General features: G+C 65.8%; 26 protein-coding genes. 17 read left to right on the forward strand and 9 right to left on the reverse strand.

What is annotated here, in order from left to right; translation table 11 throughout:
• Window positions 1-34 precede the first annotated feature (34 nt).
• The 8 genes from glpD (at window position 35) to glpK (ending at window position 9,429) form a co-directional block, all read left to right on the forward strand.
• On the forward strand, window positions 35-1,615 hold the full coding sequence (gene glpD / locus SIN08_RS04060) for a glycerol-3-phosphate dehydrogenase (protein WP_322450261.1): 1,581 nt from the start codon (window positions 35-37) through the stop codon (window positions 1,613-1,615).
• On the forward strand, window positions 1,599-2,681 hold the full coding sequence (locus SIN08_RS04065) for an ABC transporter ATP-binding protein (RefSeq protein ID WP_322450262.1): 1,083 nt from the start codon (window positions 1,599-1,601) through the stop codon (window positions 2,679-2,681). The genes glpD and SIN08_RS04065 overlap by 17 nt, the downstream gene beginning before the upstream one ends.
• A gap of 10 nt (window positions 2,682-2,691) precedes the next feature.
• On the forward strand, window positions 2,692-3,768 hold the full coding sequence (locus SIN08_RS04070) for an ABC transporter ATP-binding protein (RefSeq protein ID WP_322450264.1): 1,077 nt from the start codon (window positions 2,692-2,694) through the stop codon (window positions 3,766-3,768).
• Window positions 3,765-4,628 (forward strand): sugar ABC transporter permease, encoded by an 864-nt coding sequence (locus SIN08_RS04075; RefSeq protein ID WP_322450265.1) that lies wholly within the window; start codon window positions 3,765-3,767, stop codon window positions 4,626-4,628. Before SIN08_RS04070 ends, SIN08_RS04075 begins: the two co-directional genes overlap by 4 nt.
• A 178-nt stretch (window positions 4,629-4,806) precedes the next feature.
• Window positions 4,807-5,559: a carbohydrate ABC transporter permease gene (locus tag SIN08_RS04080; RefSeq protein ID WP_322450523.1), complete on the forward strand. Its 753-nt coding sequence runs from the start codon at window positions 4,807-4,809 to the stop codon at window positions 5,557-5,559.
• A gap of 113 nt (window positions 5,560-5,672) precedes the next feature.
• A complete protein-coding gene (locus SIN08_RS04085) occupies window positions 5,673-5,954 on the forward strand; it encodes a DUF2160 domain-containing protein (RefSeq protein WP_322450267.1) in 282 nt (93 codons plus the stop codon).
• A 160-nt stretch (window positions 5,955-6,114) separates the two neighbouring features.
• Window positions 6,115-7,848, forward strand: a complete 1,734-nt coding sequence (locus tag SIN08_RS04090; protein WP_322450268.1) for an ABC transporter substrate-binding protein — start codon at window positions 6,115-6,117, stop codon at window positions 7,846-7,848.
• Between the two features lie 84 nt (window positions 7,849-7,932).
• Window positions 7,933-9,429, forward strand: a complete 1,497-nt coding sequence (gene glpK, locus SIN08_RS04095) for a glycerol kinase GlpK (protein WP_322450269.1) — start codon at window positions 7,933-7,935, stop codon at window positions 9,427-9,429.
• Between the two features lie 62 nt (window positions 9,430-9,491).
• Here glpK and purB read toward each other — a convergent pair whose 3' ends face one another.
• The 5 genes from purB to SIN08_RS04120 all read right to left on the reverse strand — a co-directional run bounded on the left by purB (window position 9,492) and on the right by SIN08_RS04120 (window position 14,261).
• Window positions 9,492-10,799 (reverse strand): adenylosuccinate lyase, encoded by a 1,308-nt coding sequence (purB, locus tag SIN08_RS04100; protein ID WP_322450271.1) that lies wholly within the window; start codon window positions 10,797-10,799, stop codon window positions 9,492-9,494.
• Between the two features lie 57 nt (window positions 10,800-10,856).
• Complete coding sequence (locus SIN08_RS04105; protein WP_322450273.1) at window positions 10,857-11,351, reverse strand: hypothetical protein; 495 nt, start codon at window positions 11,349-11,351, stop codon at window positions 10,857-10,859.
• 2 nt (window positions 11,352-11,353) lie between these two features.
• Window positions 11,354-12,082, reverse strand: a complete 729-nt coding sequence (locus SIN08_RS04110) for a DUF2259 domain-containing protein (RefSeq protein ID WP_416208018.1) — start codon at window positions 12,080-12,082, stop codon at window positions 11,354-11,356.
• Window positions 12,083-12,153: 71 nt separating this feature from the next.
• On the reverse strand, window positions 12,154-13,161 hold the full coding sequence (locus SIN08_RS04115; RefSeq protein WP_322450276.1) for a P1 family peptidase: 1,008 nt from the start codon (window positions 13,159-13,161) through the stop codon (window positions 12,154-12,156).
• A gap of 2 nt (window positions 13,162-13,163) precedes the next feature.
• Window positions 13,164-14,261, reverse strand: coding sequence for a branched-chain amino acid ABC transporter substrate-binding protein (locus SIN08_RS04120; protein WP_322450278.1), 1,098 nt, complete (start codon window positions 14,259-14,261; stop codon window positions 13,164-13,166).
• Window positions 14,262-14,389: 128 nt separating this feature from the next.
• On the opposite strand from SIN08_RS04120, the gene SIN08_RS04125 reads away from it, so the two are divergent.
• The 8 genes from SIN08_RS04125 to SIN08_RS04160 all read left to right on the forward strand — a co-directional run bounded on the left by SIN08_RS04125 (window position 14,390) and on the right by SIN08_RS04160 (window position 21,711).
• Window positions 14,390-14,884 carry a flavin reductase gene (locus tag SIN08_RS04125; RefSeq protein WP_322450280.1) on the forward strand — a complete coding sequence of 165 codons (495 nt, stop codon included), beginning with the start codon at window positions 14,390-14,392 and terminating at the stop codon, window positions 14,882-14,884.
• A gap of 21 nt (window positions 14,885-14,905) precedes the next feature.
• Window positions 14,906-15,835: a MoxR family ATPase gene (locus SIN08_RS04130; RefSeq protein WP_322450282.1), complete on the forward strand. Its 930-nt coding sequence runs from the start codon at window positions 14,906-14,908 to the stop codon at window positions 15,833-15,835.
• A 4-nt stretch (window positions 15,836-15,839) separates the two neighbouring features.
• Window positions 15,840-17,084 (forward strand): VWA domain-containing protein, encoded by a 1,245-nt coding sequence (locus SIN08_RS04135; protein ID WP_322450283.1) that lies wholly within the window; start codon window positions 15,840-15,842, stop codon window positions 17,082-17,084.
• 33 nt (window positions 17,085-17,117) lie between these two features.
• The gene (locus tag SIN08_RS04140; protein ID WP_322450284.1) at window positions 17,118-17,456 is read left to right on the forward strand and encodes an XdhC family protein; all 339 of its coding nucleotides are present in this window, start codon (window positions 17,118-17,120) and stop codon (window positions 17,454-17,456) included.
• Entirely contained in the window at window positions 17,456-18,163 is a 708-nt protein-coding gene (locus SIN08_RS04145; protein ID WP_322450286.1) for an XdhC family protein, read from the forward strand. Before SIN08_RS04140 ends, SIN08_RS04145 begins: the two co-directional genes overlap by 1 nt.
• Window positions 18,160-19,788, forward strand: coding sequence for a molybdopterin-binding/glycosyltransferase family 2 protein (locus SIN08_RS04150; RefSeq protein ID WP_322450287.1), 1,629 nt, complete (start codon window positions 18,160-18,162; stop codon window positions 19,786-19,788). Before SIN08_RS04145 ends, SIN08_RS04150 begins: the two co-directional genes overlap by 4 nt.
• Window positions 19,785-20,678, forward strand: coding sequence for an alpha/beta hydrolase (locus SIN08_RS04155; protein ID WP_322450288.1), 894 nt, complete (start codon window positions 19,785-19,787; stop codon window positions 20,676-20,678). Before SIN08_RS04150 ends, SIN08_RS04155 begins: the two co-directional genes overlap by 4 nt.
• Window positions 20,679-20,832: 154 nt before the next feature.
• Entirely contained in the window at window positions 20,833-21,711 is an 879-nt protein-coding gene (locus SIN08_RS04160; protein WP_322450289.1) for a manganese catalase family protein, read from the forward strand.
• A gap of 36 nt (window positions 21,712-21,747) precedes the next feature.
• On the opposite strand, the gene SIN08_RS04165 is transcribed toward SIN08_RS04160, so the two are convergent.
• The 4 genes from SIN08_RS04165 to SIN08_RS04180 form a co-directional block, all read right to left on the reverse strand.
• Window positions 21,748-22,257, reverse strand: coding sequence for a GNAT family N-acetyltransferase (locus SIN08_RS04165; protein WP_322450291.1), 510 nt, complete (start codon window positions 22,255-22,257; stop codon window positions 21,748-21,750).
• Window positions 22,254-22,613, reverse strand: a complete 360-nt coding sequence (locus SIN08_RS04170) for a hypothetical protein (protein ID WP_322450292.1) — start codon at window positions 22,611-22,613, stop codon at window positions 22,254-22,256. Before SIN08_RS04170 ends, SIN08_RS04165 begins: the two co-directional genes overlap by 4 nt.
• 187 nt (window positions 22,614-22,800) lie before the next feature.
• Window positions 22,801-23,751 carry a GNAT family N-acetyltransferase gene (locus SIN08_RS04175; RefSeq protein WP_322450294.1) on the reverse strand — a complete coding sequence of 317 codons (951 nt, stop codon included), beginning with the start codon at window positions 23,749-23,751 and terminating at the stop codon, window positions 22,801-22,803.
• The gene (locus tag SIN08_RS04180; RefSeq protein ID WP_322450295.1) at window positions 23,748-24,596 is read right to left on the reverse strand and encodes a hypothetical protein; all 849 of its coding nucleotides are present in this window, start codon (window positions 24,594-24,596) and stop codon (window positions 23,748-23,750) included. The genes SIN08_RS04175 and SIN08_RS04180 overlap by 4 nt, the downstream gene beginning before the upstream one ends.
• A 333-nt stretch (window positions 24,597-24,929) precedes the next feature.
• On the opposite strand from SIN08_RS04180, the gene SIN08_RS04185 reads away from it, so the two are divergent.
• A complete protein-coding gene (locus tag SIN08_RS04185) occupies window positions 24,930-25,934 on the forward strand; it encodes an NAD-dependent epimerase/dehydratase family protein (protein WP_416208012.1) in 1,005 nt (334 codons plus the stop codon).
• Window positions 25,935-25,937 lie beyond the last annotated feature (3 nt).

Here is a 25,937-nt window from a genome sequence, read left to right on the forward strand (position 1 = left end):
ACGGGAGGCATGACGCTCGTTTCGGGAGGATTCATTGGACGACAGTCCGGTCCACGACCTGTTCGTCATCGGCGGGGGCATAAACGGCTGCGGCATCGCCAGGGATGCCGCGGGGCGCGGCTATTCGGTCGCGCTCGCCGAGATGAAGGATCTGGGCAGCGGCACCTCGTCCGCCTCCACCAAGCTCATCCATGGCGGCCTGCGCTATCTGGAATATTACGAGTTCCGCCTTGTGCGCGAGGCGCTGATGGAGCGCGAGGTTCTGTGGCGCAATGCACCGCACATCATCTGGCCGATGCGCTTCATCCTGCCCCTGCACAAGGGCCTGCGCCCCGGCTGGCTCATCCGCCTCGGCCTTTTCCTGTATGACCATATCGGCGGACGAAAGCTCCTGCCGCCCACACGCACGCTCGACCTGCGCAGCGACCCCGCCGGCAAGGCGCTCAGGGCGAACTATCGGCGCGCCTTTGAATATTCCGACTGCTGGGTCAACGACGCGCGGCTGGTCGTCCTGAACGCCATGGACGCAAAGGAGAAGGGGGCGGAGATCCGCACGCGCACGAAGGTTGTCGGAGCGCGTGCCGAAGAAGGGATATGGTGCCTCACGTTGCGCGACCTGAAAACTGGGGCGCAGGAGGAAGTACGCGCCAGGATGGTGATCAACGCGGCCGGCCCTTGGGTCGACGAGGTGATTTCCGGCGCCCTCGGACGCAACACGGCGCACAATGTGCGCCTCGTGAAAGGCAGCCATGTCGTCATCCCTCGCAAGTTCGACGACCCGCGTGCCTTCTTCTTCCAGAACGCCGACGGGCGCATCTTCTTCGCCATTCCCTATGAGGAAGAGTTCACGCTGATCGGCACCACCGACCAGGATTTCGAGGGCGACCCCGCAGACGCCGAGATAAGCAAGGCGGAGATCGACTATCTCTGCGCGGCCGCCAGCGAATATTTCGCCGAGCCGGTGTCGCCCGCCGACATCGTCTGGAGCTTCGCCGGCGTGCGGCCGCTGTTCGATGACGGCGCCAGCAAGGCTCAGGAGGCCACGCGCGATTATGTGCTGAAGACCGACAGGGCGGCGGGCGCCCCCGTGCTGCATGTCTTCGGCGGCAAGATCACTACCTTTCGGCGGCTCGCCGAATCGGCGCTTGACGAGATCGCAGAGGTTCTGGGTGCGCGGGGCAGCCCGTGGACGGCCGATGCGCCGCTGCCTGGCGGCGGTTTCGCCGTGACGGCGTTCGACGATCATGTCGCGGAGTTGCTGCGTGCATATCCCTTCCTCGAGGGTCGCCACGCCCGCCGTCTCGCCCGGCTGTACGGAACGCTGGCGCGTGATATTCTGGAGCAAGCGGCGGGGCCGGGTGATCTCGGCCGTCATTTCGGCGCGGACGTCTTCGAGGCGGAATTGCGCTATCTCGCAGCGCGCGAATGGGCGCGCACCGGCGAGGATGTGCTGTGGCGGCGCACCAAGCGCGGGCTGCGGCTAACACGCGAGGAGGCCGAGGCGGTGGACGCTTTCATGCGCGATCTCGGTGCCGTGCGAACGGAGGAAACGCGCGCGGCGGCCCCGCGAAGGCGCGCAAGCAGGGGAGGAAAACGTCGTGCTGGAGCTTCGTGACGTCTCCAAGACCGTCTCGGGCGAGCGGCACATCAGCGATGTCTCGCTCGCGCTGGAGGCTGGCTCGCTGAACGTGCTTCTCGGTCCCACGCTTGCCGGCAAGACGAGCTTGATGCGGCTGATGGCGGGGCTCGACCAACCGACAGCGGGAACGGTGCACATGGACGGCGCCGATGTCACCGGCGTGCCGGTGCAGAGGCGCAGCGTGGCCATGGTCTACCAGCAGTTCATCAACTACCCGTCCATGACGGTCTACGAGAACATCGCCTCGCCGCTGCGCGTCGCCGGCACCGAGCGCGCGACGCTCGACCGCAAGGTCCGCGAAGCCGCGGAGATGTTGCGGCTCACGCCCTATCTCGACCGGCAGCCGCTCGAGCTTTCCGGCGGTCAGCAGCAGCGCACCGCGCTTGCCCGCGCCATCGTCAAGAACGCCCGTCTCGTGCTTCTCGACGAGCCGCTCGCCAATCTCGACTACAAGCTGCGCGAGGAGTTGCGTGCCGAGTTGCCGCGCATCTTCGCCGAGTCCGGCGCCATCTTCGTGTACGCGACCACCGAGCCGAGCGAGGCCCTGCTGCTCGGTGGCAAGACGGCGACCTTGAGCGAGGGCCGCGTAACCCAGTTCGGGCCCACGATCGAGGTGTTCCGCAACCCGGCCGATCTGCTGACGGCGCGGACCTTCTCGGATCCGCCGCTCAACACGATCGAGGTGGAAAAGAAACAGAGCCGGTTCCTGCTCGACGGCGTCGGTGGACTGCCGGTCCCGCCGGCGCTGTCGGACCTGCGTGACGCGGTCTACACGCTGGGCTTTCGCCCACACCACCTTTCGCTGGAACCGCGCGGACAGGGCGCCATAGCGCTCGATGCGCGCGTGACGGTGACGGAGATCACCGGCTCGGAAAGCTTCGTCCACCTAGACTACGCCGGCAATCCGTGGGTGATGCTGGAGGAAGGCGTGCACCGCGCGAGCGGTGGCGAAAAACTTACGGTCTATCTCGATACGCGGCATCTGCTCGTCTTTGACGCCTCCGGGCGCAGCGCCGCGACCCATCGCGCGAGGGCCGCATGAGGAGGATCGGATGGCACGGCTGACACTGAAGGACATCCGTCATTCCTACACGCCCAACCCGGCGAGCGATGCCGACTACGCGCTGAAAAGGGTGGACCACGTCTTCGAGGATGGCGGCGCCTATGCGCTGCTCGGCCCGTCCGGCTGCGGCAAGACCACGCTGCTCAACATCATTTCCGGCATTCTCAGGCCGAGCGAGGGCGAAATCCACTTCGACACCTTGGATGTGACCGATCTGCCGACGGAAGCGCGCAACATCGCCCAGGTCTTCCAGTTCCCGGTCGTCTACGACACGATGACCGTCTACGACAATCTCGCCTTTCCGCTGCGCAACAGGCGCGTTCCGGAGGACGTGGTGGACCGCCGCGTGCGCGAGATCCTGGCCATGACCGGCCTGGAGGAGCGGGCAAAGCGCCGCGCCAAGGGGCTGACGGCGGACGACAAGCAGAAGATCTCGCTGGGTCGCGGCCTGGCGCGCCCTGATGTCAACGCCATCCTGTTCGACGAGCCTCTGACCGTCATCGATCCGCACATGAAGTGGACGCTGCGCACGCAGCTCAAGGAACTGCATCGCCGCTTCGGGCGCACCATGGTCTACGTCACGCACGACCAGACGGAGGCGCTTACCTTCGCCGATACGGTCGTGGTCATGTATGAGGGCGAAATCGTCCAGATCGGCACGCCGGAGGAACTGTTCGAACATCCACGCCACACCTTTGTCGGCTATTTCATAGGCTCGCCGGGGATGAACCTGCTTCCGGCCGAATTTGATGGCGCCACGGTCCGGGTGGGCGGCCGGCCGGTGGCGCTGCCCGGCACCCCGCAGCGGCCGTCGGGCGAACGCATCGAACTCGGCATCCGGCCCGAGTTCGTCCGGCTCGGCCGCGAGGGTATGCCGGTATCCATCACCAAGGTGGAGGACATCGGCCGCCGGAAGATCGTTCATGCCAGCCTCGAGGGCGAGACGATCGCCGCCATCGTCAAGGAGGATATGGAGATCCCGGCCGAGCCGCATGTCGTCTTCGATCCGGCGCATCTCAATCTCTATGCCGATTCCTGGCGCGTGGAACTGGAGGACCGTCCATGAAGACCTGGAACAACAGGGCCTGGTTCATGGTGCTGCCGGTCCTGGCGCTGGTGGCGTTCAACGCCGTCATCCCGCTGATGACGGTCGTCAACTACTCGGTGCAGGAGACCTTCGGCAACAACGTCTTCTTCTTCGAGGGCGTGCGCTGGTACGAGGAGGTGCTGGCCTCTCCCCGCTTCCACGCCGCCCTTTCCAGACAGTTCCTGTTCACCTTCTTGATTCTCGCCATCGAGATTCCGCTGGGCGTCGCCGTCGCGCTCGCCATGCCGCGTTCCGGCCCTTGGGTGTCGGTCTGCCTTGTGTTCATGGCGCTGCCGCTCCTGATCCCGTGGAACGTCGTGGGCGCCATGTGGAATATCTTCGCGCTGCCTGAGATCGGGCTGCTCGGTTACTCCGTCAATGCGCTTGGCATCAACTACAATTTCACCCAGCAGCCGCTCTCGGCGTGGATCACCGTCGTGCTGATGGACGTCTGGCACTGGACGTCCCTGGTCGTGTTGCTCGCCTATGCCGGGCTGCGCTCGATCCCCGACGCCTACTACCAGGCTGCCAAGATCGACGGCGCCTCGCGGCTCGCCGTCTTCCGCTACATACAGCTTCCCAAGATGAACCGGGTGCTCACCATCGCCGTGCTGCTGCGCTTCATCGACTCCTTCATGATCTACACCGAGCCCTTCGTCCTGACCGGCGGCGGACCGGGCAACGCGACCACCTTCTTGTCCATCGACCTGGTGAAGGCGGCCCTTGGCGAGTTCAACCTGGGCATCGCCGCGGCGATGAGCATCATCTACTTCCTGATGACGCTGCTCGTCTGCTGGGTCTTCTACACCGCCATGACCAACTATGACGCGGAGCGCTGAGATGTCCCAGGCAAAGCAGGATACGGCACGCGACCGCACCATGCTTCTGCGCACCCGCCCCGGAGACAAGTCCGTCGATCGCGCTGAAACCCACGCGCCGGCGGCAAGTACCCGGCGACGTTCGGGGAGGCGGCGCGCGTTCTGGTGGGTTGTGCCCACGCTCTACATCATCTTTTTGATGCTGCCGATCTATTGGCTTCTCAACATGTCGTTCAAGACGACCAACGAGATCCTCGGCGGATTCAGCTTGTGGCCCCGGAACTTCACGCTGGCGAGCTATCAGGAGATCCTCACCAATCCCGTCTGGTACAATGGCTACATAAGCTCCATCAGCTATGTGCTCATAAACACGGTCATCTCCGTCACGGCAGCGCTCCCGGCCGCTTACGCCTTCTCGCGCTACCGTTTCCTGGGCGACAAGCACCTTTTCTTCTGGCTGCTCACCAACCGCATGGCACCGCCGGCGATTTTTGCGCTGCCCTTCTATCAGCTCTATTCGGCGATCGGCCTGTTCGACACGCCCTGGGCCGTGGCGCTGGCGCACTGTCTGTTCAACATCCCGCTGGCAGTGTGGATCCTGGAGGGTTTCATGTCCGGCGTGCCGAAGGAGATCGACGAGACGGCCTATATCGACGGTTACTCCTGGCCGCGCTTCTTCGTGAAGATCTTCATGCCGCTCATCGCTTCCGGGATCGGTGTCACCGCGTTCTTCTGCTTCATGTTCTCCTGGGTTGAGCTGCTACTGGCCAAGACGCTGACGTCGGTTGCCGCCAAGCCCATCGCAGCGGTCATGACGCGCACGGCAAGCACGTCCGGATATGAACTCGGGCTGCTGGCGGCCGCCGGCGTTCTCACGATCATCCCGGGCGCGGTCGTGATCTACTTCGTGCGCAACTACATCGCAAAGGGCTTCGCCCTCGGGCGTGTCTGAAAGGAGTTGGATTGGTGGAGCTGGAAGACTGAGATGATGGTGCTCCTTCGCATCGGTCTTTCCATTCGGCCGAACACAGTCGGGAGCGATCTGCTCTGGCAGGGAGGAAGGTAATGGATCTCACATGGATGGCCTGGACCTGGCAGACGGCGATCTTCTTCGCCATGATCGCCCTCATGCTCCTCGGCATGATGGTCTGGGAATATGTCTCGCCTGGAGGGGCTCCGCGCGTCGGGGTCTTGCGCTTCGAGACGACGCGCGGCGATCGGCTTTTTATATCGCTTCTCGCCACCGCCTACATCCATCTGGGCTGGCTGGCCCTTACCGACGTTTCGCTCTGGGGCGCCACGATTGTTTCGATCGTCTTCGCAGTCGCCGTCTTCCGCTGGGTGTGAGGAGGACGGCCATGAATCGCTTGCGGCACATGGAGAACCGGTACCGATCCGGACCGTGGCCGCTGGCGCTACCGGCGAGCACCGCGCGCCTCCCGCGCGAGGGCGGGGCGCTTGCCACATACGACGTCCGTAGGAGAACTTTTTGTTGGGAGGAATGAGAATGAAATCGCATTTGAAGGTATCGGTGGCAGCCTTTGCCCTGCTTGGCTTTTCGGGCCAGGCCTGGGCGGACATGGCGGCCGCGGAGAGGTGGATCGACGAGGAGTTCCAGCCTTCTGTCTTGAGCCGGGAGGAGCAACTCGCCGAGATGGAGTGGTTCATCCAGGCGGCGGAGCCCTTCCAGGGAATGGAGATCAACGTGCTGTCGGAGACGATCCCGACGCACAGCTATGAATCGGAGGTTCTTACCAAGGCTTTCGAGGAGATCACCGGCATCACGGTCAACCACCAGCTCCTCGGCGAAGGCGAGGTCGTGCAGGCGGTGCAGACGCAGATGCAGACCAACCGCAACCTCTATGATGCCTATGTCAACGATTCTGACCTGATCGGCACGCATTCGCGTTTGCAGAGCGCGGTCAACCTGACCGACTGGATGGAAGGCGAGGGCGCCGACGTCACCAATCCGGGCCTCGATATTGAGGACTTCATCGGCATCTCGTTCACCACCGGCCCGGACGGCAAGGTCTGGCAGCTGCCAGACCAGCAGTTCGCCAACCTCTATTGGTACCGCAAGGACTGGTTCGACCGGCCGGAGCTGCAGGAGCAGTTCAAGGAGATCTACGGCTACGATCTCGGCGTTCCGGTCAACTGGTCGGCCTATGAGGACATCGCCGAGTTCTTCACCGAGCACGTGAAGGAGATCGACGGTGTGCGTGTCTATGGCCACATGGACTACGGCAAGCGTGCGCCCGATCTCGGCTGGCGCATGACCGACGCTTGGCTCTCCATGGCCGGCACCGGCGACAAGGGTCTGCCGAACGGCCGGCCGGTCGACGAGTGGGGCATACGCATGGAGGAAGGCTCCTGCAACCCCGCCGGCGCTTCCGTCGAACGCGGCGGTGCGGCGAACGGTCCGGCGGCGGTCTACGCGATTGCCAAGTGGGACGAATGGCTGCGCGAATACGCGCCTCCAGGAGCCGCCAGCCTCGACTTCTATCAATCGCTGCCCGCGCTCAGCCAGGGCAACGTGGCCCAGCAGATCTTCTGGTACACCGCCTTCACCGCCGACATGGTGAAGCCCCAGAGCGAGGGCAACAATACGGTCGACGAGGAGGGCAATCCGCTCTGGCGCATGGCGCCGTCCCCGCATGGGCCCTATTGGGAAGAGGGAATGAAGATCGGCTATCAGGATGCAGGCTCCTGGACGCTCTTCAACTCCACGCCCGTCGACCGGCGCAAGGCGGCCTGGCTCTACGCCCAGTTCGTCACCTCCAAGACGGTGGACACCAAGAAGAGCCATGTCGGTCTCACCATCATCCGGGATTCGACCATCAACCACGAATCCTTTACCGAGCGCGCGCCGAAGCTCGGCGGCCTGGTCGAGTTCTACCGCTCGCCCGACCGTGTGATGTGGACGCCGACCGGCGTCAACGTGCCGGATTATCCGAAGCTGGCGCAGATCTGGTGGCAGCAGATCGGTGATGTGAATTCCGGTGCCTTCACACCGCAGGAGGCAATGGATCGCCTGGCCTTGGAGATGGACCAGACCATGGCGCGCATGCAGCAGGCCGACGAACAGGCCGACATCTATGGCGGCTGTGGTCCGCGCCTCAACGAGCCGCAGGACGCCGAACACTGGCTTTCCCAGCCCGGCGCGCCGAAGCCGAAGCTCGAGAACGAAAAGCCTCAGGGCGAGACCATCGCCTATGAGGAGATCGTCAAGCGCTGGCAGTAGCCATTGCTGCCTTGATACCATGCAACGATCCGTGAAGGCGGCGACGGCCGCCTTCACTTCGCGATGAAGAGTTTGGAGGAAGGCATGAGCGGGTTCGTCTTGGCCATCGACCAGGGAACGACGTCGAGCCGGGCCATTGTCTTCGATGACAAGATGCAGGCCGTGGGTACGGGCCAGCAGGAGTTCCCGCAGCACTATCCGGCCTCGGGCTGGGTCGAGCACGACCCGGAGGACATCTGGACGAGCGTCGTGGCGACGGTGAAAGCCGCACTGGCCGATGCGGGACTCGAGGCAAGCGATATCGCCGCCATCGGCATCACCAACCAGCGCGAGACGGTGGTGCTTTGGGACCGCGAAACCGGCAAGCCCGTGCACAACGCCATCGTCTGGCAGGACAGGCGAACCGCCTTCCTGTGCGAGAAGCTGAAGGGCGAGGGGCTGGAGGAGACCTTCACGGCAAGAACCGGCCTTCTGCTCGACCCCTATTTCTCCGGGACGAAATTCGCCTGGCTTCTGGAAAACGTGGACAGCGCGCGCCAGCGCGCGGAGCGTGGCGAACTCCTGGCCGGGACGATCGACACCTTTCTCATCTGGCGGCTGACCGGCGGGCGCGCGCATGTGACCGATGCGACGAATGCCTCGCGTACGCTGCTTTACGATATCGGCAAGAACGCGTGGGACGATGAACTGCTTTCGATCCTCGGCGTGCCGCGCGCGCTCCTGCCCGAGGTCAAGGATACGGCCGACGATTTCGGCGTGACCGACAAGACGCTGTTCGGCGCCGAAATACCCATCCTGGGCGTTGCCGGCGACCAGCAGGCGGCGACCATCGGCCAAGCCTGCTTTGAGCCGGGCATGCTGAAATCAACTTACGGCACCGGCTGCTTCGCCGTGCTGAACACGGGCGACACGCTCGTGCACTCGAAGAACCGTCTGCTTTCGACCATCGCCTACCGCCTCGACGGCAAGACGACCTACGCGCTGGAGGGCTCGATCTTCGTCGCCGGCGCGGCCGTCCAATGGCTGCGCGACGGCTTGAAGGTCATCGAGACGGCCGCCGATTCCGGCACGCTGGCCGACGCGGCCGACCCCACCCAGGACGTCTATCTCGTACCGGCCTTCGTCGGTCTCGGTGCGCCGCACTGGGACGCCGAGGCGCGCGGGGCGATTTTCGGGCTCACCCGCAACACCGGTCCCGCCGAATTCGCCCGCGCCGCGCTGGAGTCGGTCGTCTTCCAGACGCGCGACCTGCTCGAGGCCATGCGTAAGGACTGGCCGGACGGGGCGGAGACCAAGGTCCTGCGCGTCGACGGCGGCATGGTCGCGAGCGACTGGACCATGCAGTGCCTGGCCGACATCCTCGACGCGCCGGTCGACCGGCCGACGGTGCTGGAAACCACCGCGCTCGGGGCAGCCTGGCTCGCCGGCTCGCGTGCGGGTGTTTGGCCGGGAATGGATGCTTTCGCGGAGCGCTGGGCGCTCGACCGCCAATTCACGCCGCGGATGGACGAGGCGGTGCGCGAACGCAAGCTGAAGGGCTGGCGCGATGCCGTGCGCCGCACGCTGACGCGCGGGGAATGAGGGCGCGCGCAAGTCTCCAGCTTTTCCGTATGGCTGATTAAACGCGGCAGCACCCACCGCCGCTATCTCTCCCCAAACACCCGCGCGAAGATCGTGTCCACGTGCTTGGTGTGGTAGCCGAGATCGAATTTCTCGCGGATTTCGTCCTCCGAAAGTGCGGCGCGCACCTCCTTGTCGGCGAGCAGCTCTTCCAGGAAATCGGCGCCTTGTTCCCAGACCTTCATGGCGTTGCGCTGCACTAGCCGGTAAGCATCCTCGCGGCTGACGCCCGCCTGGGTGAGCGCCAAAAGCACGCGCTGCGAGTGCACGAGCCCGCGAAAACGGTGGAGGTTCTTCTCCATGGCGTCCGGATAGACGACGAGCTTTTCCATCATGCCGGTGAGGCGGGCGAGCGCGAAGTCGAGCGTCACCGTGGCGTCCGGGCCGATCATGCGCTCCACGGAAGAGTGGGAGATGTCGCGCTCGTGCCACAGCGCCACGTTTTCAAGCGCCGGCACGGCATAGGCGCGCACCATGCGGGCGAGCCCGGTAAGATTTTCCGAAAGCACCGGGTTGCGCTTGTGTGGCATGGCGGAAGAGCCTTTCTGGCCCGGCGAGAAGTACTCCTCCGCCTCCAGCACCTCCGTGCGCTGCAGGTGCCTGACCTCGACAGCCAACCGCTCGATCGAGGAGGCGATGACGGCGAGCGTAGCGAAGAACATGGCGTGCCGGTCGCGCGGGATGACCTGGGTGGAGACGGGTTCCGGCTTCAGGCCCATCTTCTCGGCAACATGCGCCTCGACGCGCGGATCGATGTTGGCGAAGGTGCCGATGGCCCCGGAAATGGCGCAGGTGGCGACTTCCTCGCGCGCGTTGACGAGCCGCGCGCGGCAGCGGTCGAACTCCGCATAGGCCTGCGCCAGCTTCAGCCCGAAGGTTGTCGGCTCGGCATGGATGCCATGGCTGCGGCCGATGGTGATGGTGTCCTTGTGCTCGTAGGCGCGTTTCTTAAGCGCCGTCAGAAGGGTGTCCATATCGGCCAGAAGGATGTCGGCCGCACGCACGAGCTGGACGTTGAAGCAGGTGTCGAGCACGTCGGAGGAGGTCATGCCCTGGTGCACGAAGCGCGCGTCGGGGCCGACGATTTCGGCCAGATGCGTCAGAAAGGCGATGACGTCGTGCTTGGTCTCGCGCTCGATTTCGTCGATGCGGTCGATGTCGAAGTCGGCCTTGCCGCCTTTCTCCCAGATCGTCCGCGCCGCTTCCTTGGGCACGATGCCGAGCTCGGCCATTGCATCAGCGGCGTGTGCCTCGATCTCGAACCAGATGCGGAACTTCGTTTCGGGCGACCAGATGGCGGCCATCTCGGGCCGCGAATAGCGCGGGATCATCGTCTGCCTGTCCTGTAAGAAAAGTCGTTGGCGGTGGTAGCAGACGGGTCGCCCAAGTCAACGCGGGCGGAGGGCAAACCACAGGCTGAAGGCCAAAAGGGCGGCCAGGCCATAGGGAAAATAGAGCCGCACACCGATCACGGCGAATTCATAGAGCCCCACCAGGACCGTGTAGAACAGCCAGATTCCCACCAGGTGGACGGGATGCCCGTGCCAGGACGCGGCATCCAGCACGGACTGAAGCGCGAAGACGAACCCCGTCGCTCCAAGCGTTGCGGAACCGAGCAGGAGGAGGAAGGTGAAGAAGCGCCGAATGCGCCCGCCGCCGCGCGCGGCCGGTCGGGCGAAGAAAAGGGCGGCCGGAAAGGCGATCAGGGCGCCGAGCGCGAAACGTTCGGAAACCGCCGCCGCCCGTGCCAAATCCGCCCAGTGGCTCAGGCCGAGAAGGGCGCTCGCGCCGGCGGCCGCGCTCCAGAAAAGCGCGCCGAGAAACGCCAGGCGCAAGGGCCGGGTGCGGCCGTTCGCGGCTGCCGGGGACGTGGATTGGCGCAAGCCTATTGCCGCCCCGTCACGGCAATGAAGCGGTGGTCCGGACCCTCGAAGCCGTACCGGCGAACGGCGACGAGCACGGCGAAGGCGGGCTGCGCCTCCGGCGGATAATAGGTCTGGACGCCGGCAAGCCGGTAGTCGAGCGGGCAGCCGCGGCTTTCGGGCACGCTTTCGTCCTCGTGGACGAGCGTGGTCTCTTCGCCCGCCGAGGTCCCCACGCGCAGCAGGCGAAAACCGAAGATCCGCTCACCCAGATTCCGGCAGGTTTCGGGGTATTCGACGGCCAGTTCCTCCAAGCGGAATTCGAGCGGGTCGTCGAACGGCGGGAAGATGGGGCGCGGGTTGACAAGCATGCGGTGCGGATCGGTCGAAAGCTCCGTGACCGCATTCCAGCCGGCGGTAAAACCGGCATTTTCCTTCAAGACATCGTCGGAAACGACATCCTGGCCCTGGTTTTTGGCCTCCGCGCGTGCGTCCTCCACGGTGGCCTGCTCATCATCGAGGCGCACGCGCACCGGCGTGCCGGGAAGGAAGGTGTCGGTTCCGGTATCGATGTAGTAGCGGTTGGCATAGGGGAAGCCGGAACCGTCCTGAACGCCGTACTCCTCGAAGGCAAAGACGCCGCCGTCGGGGCTGAAGCCGAGAATGTCCACCTTCGCCGTGTCGCCCGCATGGGCGACGGACAGGACGCACAGGAAGGCGGCGAGGATCGCGGTAAGGCGCGGGATGGACATGGCGAGCTTCCTTCTGTTGCTCATCGGCTTATACCGTGACTCGCCGGACTGTGCGAACGGCGCAGTCGCGGTCACCTCCGGCGCTGCGACCAGACCGGCACCGGGTCGTCCGCCGCCGTCTCGGCAAGGAACACCCCGCGCGCGACGGCCCGGCTCATGACCGCCGCTGCAGCAGCGTGCAATTCGACGATGGAGGCCGGATCGGGCTCCATGTCCCTGTGGCCGGTGGCGAGGGCGAAGACCAGATCTCCGTCAAGCGGCGTGTGAGCGGGCCAGATGGCGCGGGCGATCCCGTCATGGGCGGCGATCGCCAGCCGCCTGGCCGCGGCCTTGGTGAGCTTCGCATCGGTGGCGATCACGCCGATCGTCGTATTTGTGCCGGGGGACGGCGCGTTGAATTTGGTGGTGACCTCGCGGACATCCTCCGGAAACGGGGAGGGCAGGCCAAGGCCGCCGAACTCCGCGCCGATCTCGAAGGGGGCGGCCCAGAAATGGGCGGTGTCGCCGACGGTGACGGAGCCGACCGCGTTGACCGCCACCAGCGCGCCCACCGTCGCACCGTTTTTAAGGATGCAGGACGCCGAGCCCAGCCCGCCCTTGAGCCCCGCCGTCATCGCGCCGGTTCCGGCACCGTGCGAGCCGAGCGCGAAATCCGCCTGCGCCGTCTCGGTCGCCGTGTAGCCGAGCTCGCGATAGGGCGGGAAGCGCCCCCAATCCTTGTCGCCGCCGTTGGCGAGGTCGAACAGGATCGCCGCCGGCACGATGGGCACGCGGTGGCCCGCGACGGCAAAGCCCCGGCCCATCTCGCGCAGCGCCGCCTGCGCGCCGGAAGCCGCGTCCAGCCCGAAGGCCGAGCCGCCCGATAGCACCACCGCATCCACCCCTTCGACCAGATTGTGCGGGGCCAGAAGATCGGTCTCGCGCGTGCCGGGCGCGCCGCCGAGCACCTGCACGCCGGCCACCGCCGGCACGTCGCAGACGACTGCAGATACGCCCGATTTCAGCCGGGCGTCGCCGTTGTTGCCCACACGCAGCCCTTCGACGTCGGTGATCAGGTTCCGCGGTCCGGCCTTGAACACTACTATTCGACCTCCACGAATCTCTCGCCATCATAACGAAAAAGACCGTAAAGGCTGCGTGCCAGGTCGCCCTTTTCGTTAAAGCGCACCACGCCCAGCGCGGTGTCGAAGGCGAAGTTTTCCAAAACCTCCACCACCGGCACTTCATCGACCGCCGCCACCCGCGCCGCCCCAGTGGCAAGCTCGAGCGCCGCATGGCCGGGAATGACATAGCCTTCCGGTTCGACGCCGGCCTCCCGCAGGGCCTCCAGCACCGTGGGCGAGGCGAAGACCTCCCAGCGCGGCAGGCCCACCATCAGAACGCCCTCGGTAAGCGGCACCTCGCCGTCTTCCGCCCGCAGGGCCTCGCCGCCGGCGAGGACCACATCGTAGTCGAGATTCACCGCATCGCGCGCCATGATCGCGATATCGGCCCGGTCGCCGCCCACGAAGACATGCGTCGCGCCGGCGCGCCTGAGCCGGCCGACGAGGCCGATCTGGTTATCCATCTGGGGACGAAACGTATCGATGAAGACCGGCTGCAGGCCGGCGAGCTCGGCCTCCGCGCGCAGGTTCTCCGCCAGCTCGCGGCCGTAGATCGTGCCGTCGTCGACGATGGCGAACAGTTCGTCGCGCCAGCGCTGTGTGAGGATCGTCGCCACCGCTTCGCGTTCGGCGTCGTCGCGGGGGGCGAGTCGGTAGACGGGCCAACCGGTGCGTACCTTGCCATCGGTCAGGCTGCCGGTCCGCACCGGCGTCACCACAGGAATCCGGGCCTCTTTCAAGATGGGCATCGCCGCCTCGACGGCGGTCGTGCAAAGAAAGCCGATGACGATTTCGGCACCGGCCTCGACCAGTTGTCGCGCCGCTTCTGCGCCGCCTTCGGGAGTGCATCGGTCATCGGCTTCCACCAGTTGTACCGCCTCGTCGCCCTGCGCTGCCGTGCGTGCGCCCTCGGCCCACTGCGTGCCCAGTTCCGCGAAATCGCCGCTCAGGGGGGCGGCGAGGCCGATGGTGAAATCCTGCGCCCGGGCGGGAAAGAGGCCCACAAGCACCAGAACGGGCAGGGCGGCGATGGCGAGGCGCATGCGCAACAGGATCAAAATCCTCAACTGAACCATGGATTTCCGTCCCGGCACTGGTAAATGGTGGCGGCAGCGGGCGCAACACGCTAATGAGGCGCCGCCGGCCGGCCCGCTTGTAACAGAGGGGCCGAAACCTATCTGTAACGGGGCGACAGGAATTGTTTGTGCTGAAGACCAACGACATTGCACCGCAGGACTACCGAGACGCGATGGCCCGCTTTGCCGGTGCTGTGCATGTGGTCACAACGGATGGCAGGGCGGGAAGGCGCGGCGTGACGGCCATCGCCGCCTGTTCGGTCTCCGACAACCCGCCGACGGTGCTGGTCTGTCTCAACCGCGAAAACCCGAACAACGACGCCTTCCTCCAGAATGGCGTGTTCGCCCTGAACACGCTCTCCTCGGAGCAGCAGCCGCTCGCCGATGCCTTTTCGGGTCTCACCGGACTGCCGCCGGAGGAGCGTTTCGCGCTCGGCGACTGGGAGATGCTGTCGAGCGGCGCGCCGGTGCTTGTCGGTGCAATCGCCGCCTTCGACTGCCGGGTGATCGACACGAAGGACCTCGCCACCCACCGTATTTATTTCGGCAAGGTGACAGGGCTGCGCGTGGGCGCTAACCTGCCGCCGCTCCTCTACCATGATCGCGGCTACCGCGTTCTATAGCGAGCCTTTTTCGGAGAGTTCATGTCTGCACGCACCCCGCGCAACGCTCCGCAAACCATTGACGAGACGCTCGAGCTTCTGGCCGAAGCGGATTACGTGGCCGACCGATCGTTGGCGACGGTCCTGTTCCTGAGCCTGAAGATGAAGCGGCCGCTGTTCCTGGAAGGAGAGGCCGGCGTCGGCAAGACCGAGATTGCCAAGGTGCTGGCAAGTGCGCTCGGCCGTCGGCTGATCCGGCTGCAATGTTATGAGGGGCTGGATGTCTCCTCGGCGGTCTATGAGTGGAACTATGCAGCCCAGATGATCGAAATCCGCATGGAGGAGGCTGCCGGCGTCGACGACCGCGAGGCGATGGAGCGCAACGTCTTCTCCGAGCGCCATCTTATCCGCCGACCGGTCATGGAGGCGCTCACCGGCGAGGCGGGGGCCGCACCGGTGTTCCTGATCGACGAGCTCGACCGCACGGACGAGGCCTTCGAGGCTTTCCTTCTGGAGATCCTGTCCGACTATCAGGTGAGCGTGCCCGAACTCGGCACCATCCGCGCCGCCGAGCCGCCCATCGTCATCATCACCACCAATCGCACGCGCGAAATCCACGACGCGCTGAAAAGGCGCTGCCTCTATCATTGGGTGGACTATCCCGATGCCGAGCGCGAGCTGGAAATCGTGCGCCGCAGGGTGCCCGAGGCCAACCAGCGGCTTTCGCGCGAGGTGGTGAGCTATATTCAGAAGCTGCGCGAGATCGACCTCTTCAAGGTCCCGGGCGTGGCCGAATCCATCGACTGGGCGAGCGCGCTCACCGAGCTCGACAAGATTGCCCTCGACCCCGAGACCGTCTCCGACACACTGGGCGTGCTCCTGAAATACCAGGACGACATCGCCCGCCTGCAGGAGGGTGAGGGCGCCAAGATCCTCGAGGAGGTCAAGGCGGAGCTGTCGACGGCGGATTGAGACCATGGCGGATGTGCGAGCGGACGACAATCGTGACGGCGCCGACCCGGAGGGCCGGATCGCCGACAACATCGTCTATTTCGCCCGTACGCTGCGCAAGGCGGGGCTCAGGGTCGGGCCGGGCGCAGTCGCCGACGCGGTGGAGGCCGTCCTGGCGGCCGGCATCGGCACCCGCGAGGATTTTTACTGGACCCTCCATGCCGTCCTCGTGAAGCGCCATGAGGACCACGCCGTCTTCGACGAGGCTTTTCGTCTCTTCTGGCGCTCGCGCGAGCTGATCGAGAAGATGCTGGCCATGCTTTCGCCCGTGGCGCCCGCGCGTGCCGAGAAAGAGCGCCCGCGCGCCGGCGAGACGCGTGCCGGCGAAGCCTTCCTCAACGACGGTCGTCAGGCGCAGGAAGAGAAGGAAGAGATCGAGATTGATGCGCGCCTGACACTCTCGCGCCAGGAGGTGCTGCGCGACAAGGATTTCGCCCAGATGACGGCGGAGGAACTGGCGGCGGCGCGCCAGGCGATCTCCTCACTGGTCCTGCCGCACGATCTCGTCGTTACGCGCCGCTTCCGGCCCGATACCCGCGGAAGCCGCGTCGACCCACGCGCCATGATGCGTTTCGGGCTGCGCACCGGCGGCGACCTGGTATTGCCGCGCTACCGCTCGCCCCGCCGGGTGCATCCGCCCCTTGTCGTCCTGTCGGACATCTCCGGTTCGATGAGCCAGTACACGCGCGTCTTTCTCCACTTCCTGCATGCCCTGACGGAAAAGCGCCGCCGCGTGCACAGCTTCGTCTTCGGCACGCGGCTCACCAATCTCACGCGCCAGCTGCGCCACCGCGATCCCGACGAGGCGCTGGCCGAGTGCGCGGGTGCCGTGCGCGACTGGTCCGGCGGCACGCGCATCGGCGAGGCGCTCGCCACCTTCAATCGCCTATGGTCGCGCCGGGTGCTGGGGCAGGGCGCCACAGTGCTTCTCATCACCGACGGGCTGGAGCGCGACGACATAGAAAGGCTCGCCCGTGAAATGGAGCGGCTGCAGAAATCCTGCCGCCGTCTCATCTGGCTCAACCCGCTCCTGCGATTCGACGGTTTCGAGGCCAGGGCGCGCGGAGTCAGGGCCATGCTCCCGCATGTGGACGAGTTCCGCCCCGTCCACTCGCTTGACGCGTTGTCGGATCTCTGCGCGGCCTTGTCGGCCGCGCCGCGCCGGCGAACACGGCCGGTAGAGGGACTTGGCAATCATCTTGCTGCGTGACCATATTGCCAACAGGGCAACAGGAGGCAAGGCATGCTTAATCAGGCGCAAGGCGAACAGCCGCTCGACCCCCTGACGATCGCTGAGGACTGGATGAAGGCCGGCAGGGACGTGGCCATCGCCACGGTGGTGGAGACCTGGGGCTCCGCACCCCGGCCCGTCGGCAGCCACCTGGTGATCGACACGGAGGGGCATTTTGAAGGCTCGGTGTCCGGCGGCTGCGTCGAAGGGGCCGTCGTGGCGGAAGCGGCCGATGTCCTTGCCGACGGCAGGCCTCGCATGCTGGAATTCGGGGTGGCCGACGAGACGGCCTGGCAGGTCGGCCTGTCCTGCGGCGGCCGCATCAAGGTTTATGTCGAACGGCTGGGCTAATGGATCCTCATTCACTGAAGAAACTGAACGCATGTCGGCGCGAGCGCCGGGCGGCCGTGCTCGTCACCGATCTCGGCGGCGGGCGGGATCGGGTGGTGGTCGAAGGTGACACCGTCGCCGGGTCCCTCGGTGAAGCGGTCGAGAAGGCCTTCCTCTCGGGAAAATCGGCGACCGCGGAGATCGACGGGCAGCAATTCTTTCTCAACGTGCATGTGCCGCCGCCGCGGCTGGTGATGATCGGTGCGGTTCACATCAGCCAGGCTTTGGCGCCGATGGCGCGGATGGCCGGTTTCGACGTGCACATTATCGACCCGCGCACCGCTTTCGCCTCGCCGGAGCGCTTTCCCGATGTGCGGCTCGACGCCGAATGGCCGGAAGAGGCGCTTCAAAAGCGCCCGCTCGATGCCTATTGCGCACTGGCCGCGCTCACCCATGATCCCAAGATCGACGATCCCGCCTTGAAGGCCGCAATTGACGCCGGCTGCTTCTATATCGGCGCGCTGGGCAGCCGTAAAACCCACGCGCGCCGTGTCGAGCGCTTGACCGGCGCTGGGCTTGCTCAAGACTCTATCGAGCGCATCCACGCGCCCATCGGGCTTGCGATCGGTGCGGCGAGCCCGGCGGAAATCGCGGTCGCCGTTCTCGCCGAGGTTATCGCGGCCCTGCGTTCGCGCGGGCTGGAGGCACGTCGGGGCGAGGCGGCATGAGGTTCGGCGCCGTTCCCGTTTGTGAGGCGGAGGGCGCAATCCTCGCCCATGCGACCATGGCGGGGGAGAAGCGGCTGCGCAAGGCGCACCGGCTGACGGCGCAGGATGTTCGCCTATTGGAAGAGGCGGGCGTGCGCGAGGTCATCGCCGCCGTGCTCGCCCCGGACGATCTCGACGAGGATGCAGCTGCCGCACGGATTGCGGCTGCGCTGCGTGTCGCCACCGTCGAGGCGCGTGCGCCGGCGACCGGCCGCGTCAACCTGCATGCGGCCGAGGCGGGCCTGTTCCGGGTCGATAAGCACACTGTCGATGCCGTCAACCGCATCGACCCGGCCATCACGCTTGCCACGCTGGAGCCCTTCGCGGCGGTGGAGGCGGGGCAGATGGTCGCCACGGTCAAGATCATTCCCTTTGCCGTGCCGGAAAACCTGGTGGCCCAGGTCGAGACCGCCTGCGCGGCGGGCGAGGCCTTCTCGGTGCAACCCTTCGTGCCGCGTCGCATCGGTCTCGTGCAGACAGTCCTGCCGGGGGTGAAACCGAGCGTGCTCGACAAGACCGCCCGGATCACAGAGGCGCGGCTTGCGCGCTCGGCGAGCCGGGTGACCGTCGAGGTGCGTCCGCCGCACGAGGAGGAAGGGGTCGCCCGCGCCATTGCCGACCAGGCCCGCGACAGCGACATGGTCTTGGTCTTCGGTGCCTCGGCGGTCTGCGACGAGGACGACGTCATCCCCGCCGCGATCCGCCGCGCCGGCGGCAAGGTCTCGCGCGTCGGCATGCCGGTGGACCCGGGCAACTTGCTGGTGATCGGCAGTCTCGACGGAAAGCCTGTCCTGGGCGCGCCGGGCTGCGCCCGCAGCCCGAAGCCGAACGGATTCGACTGGGTGCTCGACCGGCTCATGGCCGGGCTTGAGGTCACCCATGAGGAGGTCGGCGCCATGGGCGTAGGTGGTCTTCTGGTGGAGATTCCCACACGGCCACAGCCGCGCGAAGTCGCACCGAAACGAACGTCCCCGAAGGTCTGGGCGGTGCTCCTGGCCGCGGGAAGATCGCGGCGGATGGGCATCGGCAACAAGCTCATGGCCGAATTCGACGGCAAGCCGCTGGTACGTCGGGTTGCCGAACAGGTGACCGGGGGCGGGGCGGCCGGTGTTGTCGTCGTGCTCGGTCACGAGGCCGAACGAATCTCCGCAGCACTTTCCGGTCTGACGGTCAAGGAAGTTCAGAATCCGCACTTCAGGTCCGGGCTTGCAAGCTCGCTCAAGGCCGGCATTCGCGCCCTGCCGCCCTCTGCCGCCGGCGCGCTGGTCGTGCTGGGCGACATGCCGGAGGTCACCGCAGAGGACTTCAACCGGCTGTTGGCAGCTTTTTCCAAGGCTGGCGGTGAGGCGATCGTGCGGGCTACCCATGGCGGCAAGCGCGGCAATCCCGTGATCCTGCCACGAACGCTTTTTGCCGAGGTGGAGCGGCTGGAGGGCGATACGGGCGCGCGTCAGATCGTCGAAAGCGCGCCACTGGAAGTCGTCGACGTCGAACTGGGTCCGGCCGCCAGCCTGGACGTGGACACGCCGGAAGCTCTTCATGCCGCCGGCGGCACCCTGAAGACCGAAAGCAGCAAAAGCGGATGAAGGGCACGCGCAAAGCAGCCTTCATCCAGCCGCTCCTCTTGTGTCTCCTCGCTTTGCTGGCCACGCCCGCCGAGGCGTGGCAGCTTGCGCCCTTGAAGGACCGCCTTTTCGGCTACCCGGATGTTTTGGAGAGGCGTGACGATGGTGCTTACCGCATCATCGACTATCGCGAGATGCGTGACATCAACGGGCGGGATGCGGTGCCGGAGCGCCGGGTGCGGGGGCGTTACGTCGACACGGCCATTCGCCGGCTGCAGCGCGAACTCGTCATCGAGACGGAAAGAGGCCCGGTGCGTCACTTCGCCGTCGGCCGGGTCGAAGGCGCGCGCATCATCACGGTCTATCTGCACGGGCAGGGCGGCAACCGCCATCAGGGCGTCGACGATTTCACGTTCGGAGGCAATTTCAACCGCATCAAGAACCTGATGGGCCGCAATGGAGGGCTCTATCTGGTACCGGACGTTCCGGATTTCGGTGCCGAGGGCGCGGCGCGGATCGCCGCTTTCCTTTCCGCCTATGCCGCGCGCTCGCCGGATGCGCCGGTTTTTCTCGCCTGCGGCTCCATGGGCGGGGCGCTGTGCTGGCGGCTTGCGCGGGAGCCGGCGCTGCTTCCACGCCTGAAGGGCCTCGTCCTTCTTGGTTCCATGTGGGACGACGGTTTCCTGACCACCCGGGCCTTCCGGGACCGCCTGCCCATCTTCATCGGCCACGGAAGCCGGGACGAGGTGTTCCCCATCGAGAAGCTTGAGGCATTCTACCGGCACATCCGTGCGCGCGATCCGGCCTACCCCGTCCGCTTTGTGCGGTTCGAAACCGGCACCCACGGAACACCGATCCGCATGACGGACTGGCGTGAAACGCTCAATTGGATGCTGTCGACCGGGCGATAGCGTTTCGGGCGATGCATCCGATGAAAGCTTTCATCGAGGTCGCTCAAGAATATTTGCCGGTGATCAACAGGCAAGGGGAACCTAACCGGGCGCCTCTGGTTCGCGGGTGTGCCGCCAAGGCGGCGGCGAAAGCCGAGAACCCGTGGAGAGTGAGATGTTCTTTCGGACAAACCAGTTTCAATACAATGCCAAGCCCGAGCGCCCTGATCCCGTCTACGCCAAGAAGCTTCAGGAAGTGCTTGGCGGCCAGTGGGGAGAGATCAGCGTCATGATGACCTATCTGTTCCAGGGCTGGAATTGCCGTGCGCCGGAAAAGTACCGCGACATGATCCTCGACATCGGCACGGAGGAGATCGCGCATGTGGAGATGCTGGCCACCATGATCGCACGGCTGCTTGAGACCTCGCCCGTCGAGGCGCAGGAGAATGCCGCCAAGAATTCGGCCGTCGGCGCCGTGCTCGGCGGCTCCCGGATCGAGGACGTGCTCGATGCCGGTATGAACCCGCAGCACGCCATCGTGTCCGGCCAGGGCGCCACGCCGACCGACAGCGTTGGCTATCCCTGGAATGCGCGCTACACGATCGCTTCCGGCAATTTGCTCGCCGACTTCCGTTTCAATGTGACTGCCGAGTCGCAGGGGCGGCTTCAGGTTTGCCGTCTTTACGAACTGACGGAGGATCCGGGCGTTCGGGACATGCTGTCCTTTCTCATCGCCCGTGACACCATGCACCAGAACCAATGGTTGGCCGCCATCGCCGAGCTGGAGGAAGAGGGGCTCGACGGGACGCCGGTTCCGATGAGTTTTCCGCAGGAGCGCGAGAAGTCGGAGGTGGCCTACCAATTCTGGAACTGCTCCGACGGTACCGAGAGCCAGCAGGGCCGCTGGGCCAAGGGCCCGACGCCGGACGGCAAGGGTACGTTCGAATATCTGGCCGATCCCAAGCCCATGGGCGAGGCGGTCGAGGAACTCGGCATGGCCGACCCGCTGCTCCACGGCACGCCGAAGAAGCCCATGCCGCCCTCCGCGTCATGATCTCGGTGCTGGTGCGGCCTGTGACCCGGATCGCCCTCAGGCATGCGTGTAGCGGCGCGTTGACCTCGTGAGGTCCTTTGTCAGGAGAAAGCGGCCATCCTCTCTGCCCGGCGCGGGGTGGGCGATAACGGTCCATCCCAGCCGGCGGTAGAAGCCGAGGACGTCGCGGTTGAAGGAATCCACCTCCAACTCGGCGCTTGCGACCCCACGTGCGGCAGTGGCTTCTTCGGCGAAGTGCATCATGCGCCGGCCGATGCCTGCGCGTTGCAAGGGAAAGAAGGTCCGTATCGCCCAGAAGCGTGCCGGCGGCCATCCGCCGTCTGCGCCGAAGTCGATCCAGACCTGGGCGATCGGGAACTCCGCCGCCACGGCGACAAGCATAAGCGCCTCGCCGCGTTTTTGCCCCTCGAAGACCCGGCGGATGATTGCCCTGTCGCGGGAATAAAGGCCCATCCATTCGAGCGCGGGAAGATCGGCTTCCGTGCAAGTGCGCACGGTCGCCCGTATTGTTGCTTCCAGTTCGCCGAACTCTTCCGAACGGGTCATGTCGCAAGGTTCTCCTCCAGGCCGGCCTTGCGGCAGACCTCCGGCCGGCGCTCCAGCCAGTTCTCGGCCACGCATTCACTGGCCGGGCGGCCGTACCAGGTCCAGGGGAGGTGGCGTGCGTTCAGCCCTACGAAATGTGCCCCGGCACGGCCGAGATAAGGCTGCTGCGGCCAGAAGGGCGAGCAGATCGTCACCTCTTCGGTCGGCACGATGTGGGCCGGCTTTTCTCGATCCAGGGCGACGGCCTCAAGCCCCTGCTCGTCGAGTTCCGAGCGCAGGGGCAGGGGATGGTCCCGTAGCACGGTCTGAAGGGCCTCGCCGAGATCGTAGCCCGGCGGCAAGCCGCGAATGCCCATGCCACGCGATCCGGAACCGCTCCGGCACGGCGGCGGGCCTCCTCGGCGGGCAGCGCATTGACGACGACCGCCAGTTCCGCCTCGGGGCCGAATGCGCCCGCCGCGCCCCAGATGGACAGGCGCAAGGCCTCGAACCCGAAGTCCGAGACATCGCCCACGGTCCAGCGGATGCCGCTCAAGGGGCCGCTCATGCGCTTCTCCGGAGCGGCGGTGCGAGGCGGCGCGCACGGGTCGGTTGATCCGCTGCGCCCCAGCGATACTTGTAGGCCTCGCGACCACGCAGGAAATCGAAGCTTTCGTGCCCCTCGCGCCCGGCTTCCTCGATGGCGTGGCCGACCAGGACCGTGCCGAGTCCCAGACGGGCGTATTCGGGAGCGAAGCCGCCGATGTAATAGTAGCTTCGCTCCCTTGCGGTGAGAACGCAGAGCGCGGCTACCGTTTCTCCCCCGGCGCGCATTGTATGGAGCCGCAGAAGGTTTGCCGCCTCGAGCGCCGGGAACGCCTCGCGCAGCCAGCCGAGCATGCGCGCATCGGCAAAGATACCGGCCTCGCCGCGCAAGCGCCAGCGGCGGGTATGCAGATCGGCAAGCGCCTCGATCTCCGCAGCGCCCGACCGTTCCGGGCCACTGATGCCGGCGCGCTCCGCGCGGCGGCGGCAGTAGCGCAGGTTCTGTGCCATCTTTTTGCTCGGCCGCGCTGGAAGCGAGAGTACCGCGCAGCTTTCCGCCGGGCTTGTTTCCGCGCGCCAACCTTCCGGCGCGTGCGCATGCGCCAGCGGCGAATCCGAACGCAATTGGAAGAGCTTGACCGGTAGGGAAAGCCGCCCCAGTGCATCGGACAGCGAGTCCGGCTCCAAACGGGGATCAAAAACGCCGTCCAGCCGATCGGTCGGCCCGGCACCCCACGGAAGGAACCGTCCCTCGCGCGCGAAAAGCGGCAGAAGTGCAAGGAGCCGGCCCTCTTCGCGCATGGACAGGATCACGCTTTCTCCATCGCGGAAATGGCGTCGCCACGGTACGAGCCAGGCCGGGCTTTGGAACGGTGTCGCGGCCGGGTCCCGCTGCCAAAGATCCCACCACTCCGGCTCGATCCCGCGCGCGTTGGAGAGATATTCCACCTGCATCCGGGGACCGTTCACGCACTCGGCAGCGGCTCGACGGGGCGATGGGCGGCCCCCTGCCGCCCTGACTCCCCATCTATGAAGGCCAGGCCGGAGCGCATCTCCAGGATCTCGCGCGTCAGGCCGAAGCGCGCCGCCACGTGCCCATCCAGGGCGACACCCATGGAGCGCACCGCGGCGTTGAACGTGCGCCGCCATTCGGCGAAGGGGCCGTAGAGCTCCGAGTGGTTCTCGTCGGTGTTGATAAAATAGGCGCCGGGCACCGGCAGGCGCACCAGATCGACGCCGGCCTCTCGCGCGCTTTCCGGCCAGAGGTGATGAGAGCCCAACGCCTCGTGCGGGTCGAACCGCATGGGATCGGAACTGGCGGGCTCCACGCGTGCGATGGTGCTCGATCCGCAAAGACGGTGGAAACCGCCGTCGAAGACGCGTCCGTCCGGCAGTTCCACCGCGCGCAACGTGCCGAAATCGACCACATAGCCCCTGTCGAGGACCGCGCCGACCCGCTGCGGCGTGATGAGCCGGCGTGCCGTCTCTACCAGATCGCTGGCGACGAGGTCGTCCGCGTCGAGAAACATCATCAGCCCGCCGCCGCCTCCTCTCACCGCCTCCTTGATCATCCACTTCTTGCATCCGCCGTCGTCGTTTGCCGTAGTCGGGGCGTCGACTGGCCAATCGGCGCGCAGGAAGCGAAAGCGCGGATCGCCGCGGGTGAGCACATCCCAGGAGGGCGGTACGTCGTGGCCGGCCAGCAGCAGCTCGAACGTCCGGTCGCTCTGCGCCAGGACCGAGCGCAGGGTCAATTCCAAAAGGGCGTCGACGCGCTTCCAGTCACGCGCGGCCGCGCGCGCGATCAACGGCACGCCGAAAACGAACTTCTCCGGCGGTCGGGAAAAACCTGACCCGATACCTTGCCTGCCCGTTGCTGCAACGGGAGCTGTAGCCCGATGTGAAGAGACTGGCCTTCGCGGCGTTTCCGGCATGCTAATCCCTTGATGTCGTTGCCCACATCGCTCCCAACCGTTGGATCGACCGGATGTTCCGGGCGGGCGGCTGCTGTCGGCCTCCTGGATCGGCGTCGCCGGTGGCGGGTGGGCAAAGCACGTCTCGTCACCCTGCGCGCCCGCGCGGTAGTTTCCCGGGATGCGCATGCGAGCGCTGAAAGCCTCGCTTGTCGATCGATCCGCTGTGAAAGGATGCGCCCCGTGAAAGTACTCGTGACAGGCATCGCCGGCTTTATCGGGTTCCACACCGCGCTCAGACTGGCCGAGCGCGGCGACGAGGTGATTGGGATCGACAATCTCAACGATTATTACCCGGTCTCCCTGAAGCAGGCGCGCTTGAGCCTCCTCGGCAACCGCGTCCGTTTCCGGGAGATGGACATCGCGGAGGCGGAAGCCTTCAACGCTCTGGTCCAGGCGGAACGGCCCGACGTAATCGTCCACCTGGCCGCCCAGGCCGGCGTTCGCTACTCGCTGGAAAATCCCTTCGCCTATGCGAAATCCAATCTCATGGGGCACTTGTCCGTGCTCGAGGCCTGCCGCCGCTCTGAAGGGCTCACGCATCTCGTCTATGCGTCATCGAGTTCCGTCTACGGGGACAACCGCAAGGTACCCTTCAGCGAAACGGACCGCGTCGATGCGCCGAAGTCCCTCTATGCCGCGAGCAAGCGTGCGGACGAATTGATGAGCACGGCCTATGCGAGCCTCTACGGGCTGAAGCAGATCGGGCTCCGCTTCTTCACCGTGTACGGCACCTGGGGGCGCCCGGACATGGCGTACTGGATCTTCACGCAGTCGGTGCTGGAGGGGCGGCCGATCCGACTCTTCAACAACGGCGACATGATGCGCGACTTTACCCATGTGGACGACATCGTGTCGGGTGTGGTCTCGACCGTCACAGCACCCGTCTTCCGTCCAGGCGAGCACCCGCACCGGGTCTACAACATCGGCAACAACCGTCCCTCGAAGCTCATCGAACTCGTCAGGCTCATAGAGGAATATACCGGGTGCGAAGCAAAAATCTCCTATGCGCCCATGCAGCCCGGCGACGTGGTCTCCACCTACGCCGACATCGAGGATATGCAAGCGGACTACGGCTTCCGGCCGACGACCAGTCTGGCGGATGGCCTCAAGGAGTTTGTCGGCTGGTACCGGGACTATGCCGGCTATGCCGCCCGCGCCGCCGAGGCGGTCGCCTGAACC

This window comes from Chelativorans sp. M5D2P16, from assembly GCF_034427935.1.
Taxonomy (GTDB): domain Bacteria; phylum Pseudomonadota; class Alphaproteobacteria; order Rhizobiales; family Rhizobiaceae; genus Chelativorans.

What these genes read in the sequence shown, in the direction of transcription:
- SIN08_RS04070 (WP_322450264.1), top strand. Translation starts at nt 2,692, where the DNA reads ATGGCACGGCTGACACTGAAGGACATCCGTCATTCCTACACGCCCAAC.
- SIN08_RS04075 (WP_322450265.1), top strand. Translation starts at nt 3,765, where the DNA reads ATGAAGACCTGGAACAACAGGGCCTGGTTCATGGTGCTGCCGGTCCTG.
- SIN08_RS04080 (WP_322450523.1), top strand. Translation starts at nt 4,807, where the DNA reads ATGCTGCCGATCTATTGGCTTCTCAACATGTCGTTCAAGACGACCAAC.
- SIN08_RS04085 (WP_322450267.1), top strand. Translation starts at nt 5,673, where the DNA reads ATGGATCTCACATGGATGGCCTGGACCTGGCAGACGGCGATCTTCTTC.
- SIN08_RS04090 (WP_322450268.1), top strand. Translation starts at nt 6,115, where the DNA reads ATGAAATCGCATTTGAAGGTATCGGTGGCAGCCTTTGCCCTGCTTGGC.
- glpK (WP_322450269.1), top strand. Translation starts at nt 7,933, where the DNA reads ATGAGCGGGTTCGTCTTGGCCATCGACCAGGGAACGACGTCGAGCCGG.
- purB (WP_322450271.1), bottom strand. Translation starts at nt 10,799, where the DNA reads ATGATCCCGCGCTATTCGCGGCCCGAGATGGCCGCCATCTGGTCGCCC.
- SIN08_RS04110 (WP_416208018.1), bottom strand. Translation starts at nt 12,082, where the DNA reads ATGTCCATCCCGCGCCTTACCGCGATCCTCGCCGCCTTCCTGTGCGTC.
- SIN08_RS04120 (WP_322450278.1), bottom strand. Translation starts at nt 14,261, where the DNA reads ATGGTTCAGTTGAGGATTTTGATCCTGTTGCGCATGCGCCTCGCCATC.
- SIN08_RS04130 (WP_322450282.1), top strand. Translation starts at nt 14,906, where the DNA reads ATGTCTGCACGCACCCCGCGCAACGCTCCGCAAACCATTGACGAGACG.
- SIN08_RS04135 (WP_322450283.1), top strand. Translation starts at nt 15,840, where the DNA reads ATGGCGGATGTGCGAGCGGACGACAATCGTGACGGCGCCGACCCGGAG.
- SIN08_RS04140 (WP_322450284.1), top strand. Translation starts at nt 17,118, where the DNA reads ATGCTTAATCAGGCGCAAGGCGAACAGCCGCTCGACCCCCTGACGATC.
- SIN08_RS04145 (WP_322450286.1), top strand. Translation starts at nt 17,456, where the DNA reads ATGGATCCTCATTCACTGAAGAAACTGAACGCATGTCGGCGCGAGCGC.
- SIN08_RS04150 (WP_322450287.1), top strand. Translation starts at nt 18,160, where the DNA reads ATGAGGTTCGGCGCCGTTCCCGTTTGTGAGGCGGAGGGCGCAATCCTC.
- SIN08_RS04155 (WP_322450288.1), top strand. Translation starts at nt 19,785, where the DNA reads ATGAAGGGCACGCGCAAAGCAGCCTTCATCCAGCCGCTCCTCTTGTGT.
- SIN08_RS04160 (WP_322450289.1), top strand. Translation starts at nt 20,833, where the DNA reads ATGTTCTTTCGGACAAACCAGTTTCAATACAATGCCAAGCCCGAGCGC.
- SIN08_RS04165 (WP_322450291.1), bottom strand. Translation starts at nt 22,257, where the DNA reads ATGACCCGTTCGGAAGAGTTCGGCGAACTGGAAGCAACAATACGGGCG.
- SIN08_RS04170 (WP_322450292.1), bottom strand. Translation starts at nt 22,613, where the DNA reads ATGGGCATTCGCGGCTTGCCGCCGGGCTACGATCTCGGCGAGGCCCTT.
- SIN08_RS04185 (WP_416208012.1), top strand. Translation starts at nt 24,930, where the DNA reads ATGCGCCCCGTGAAAGTACTCGTGACAGGCATCGCCGGCTTTATCGGG.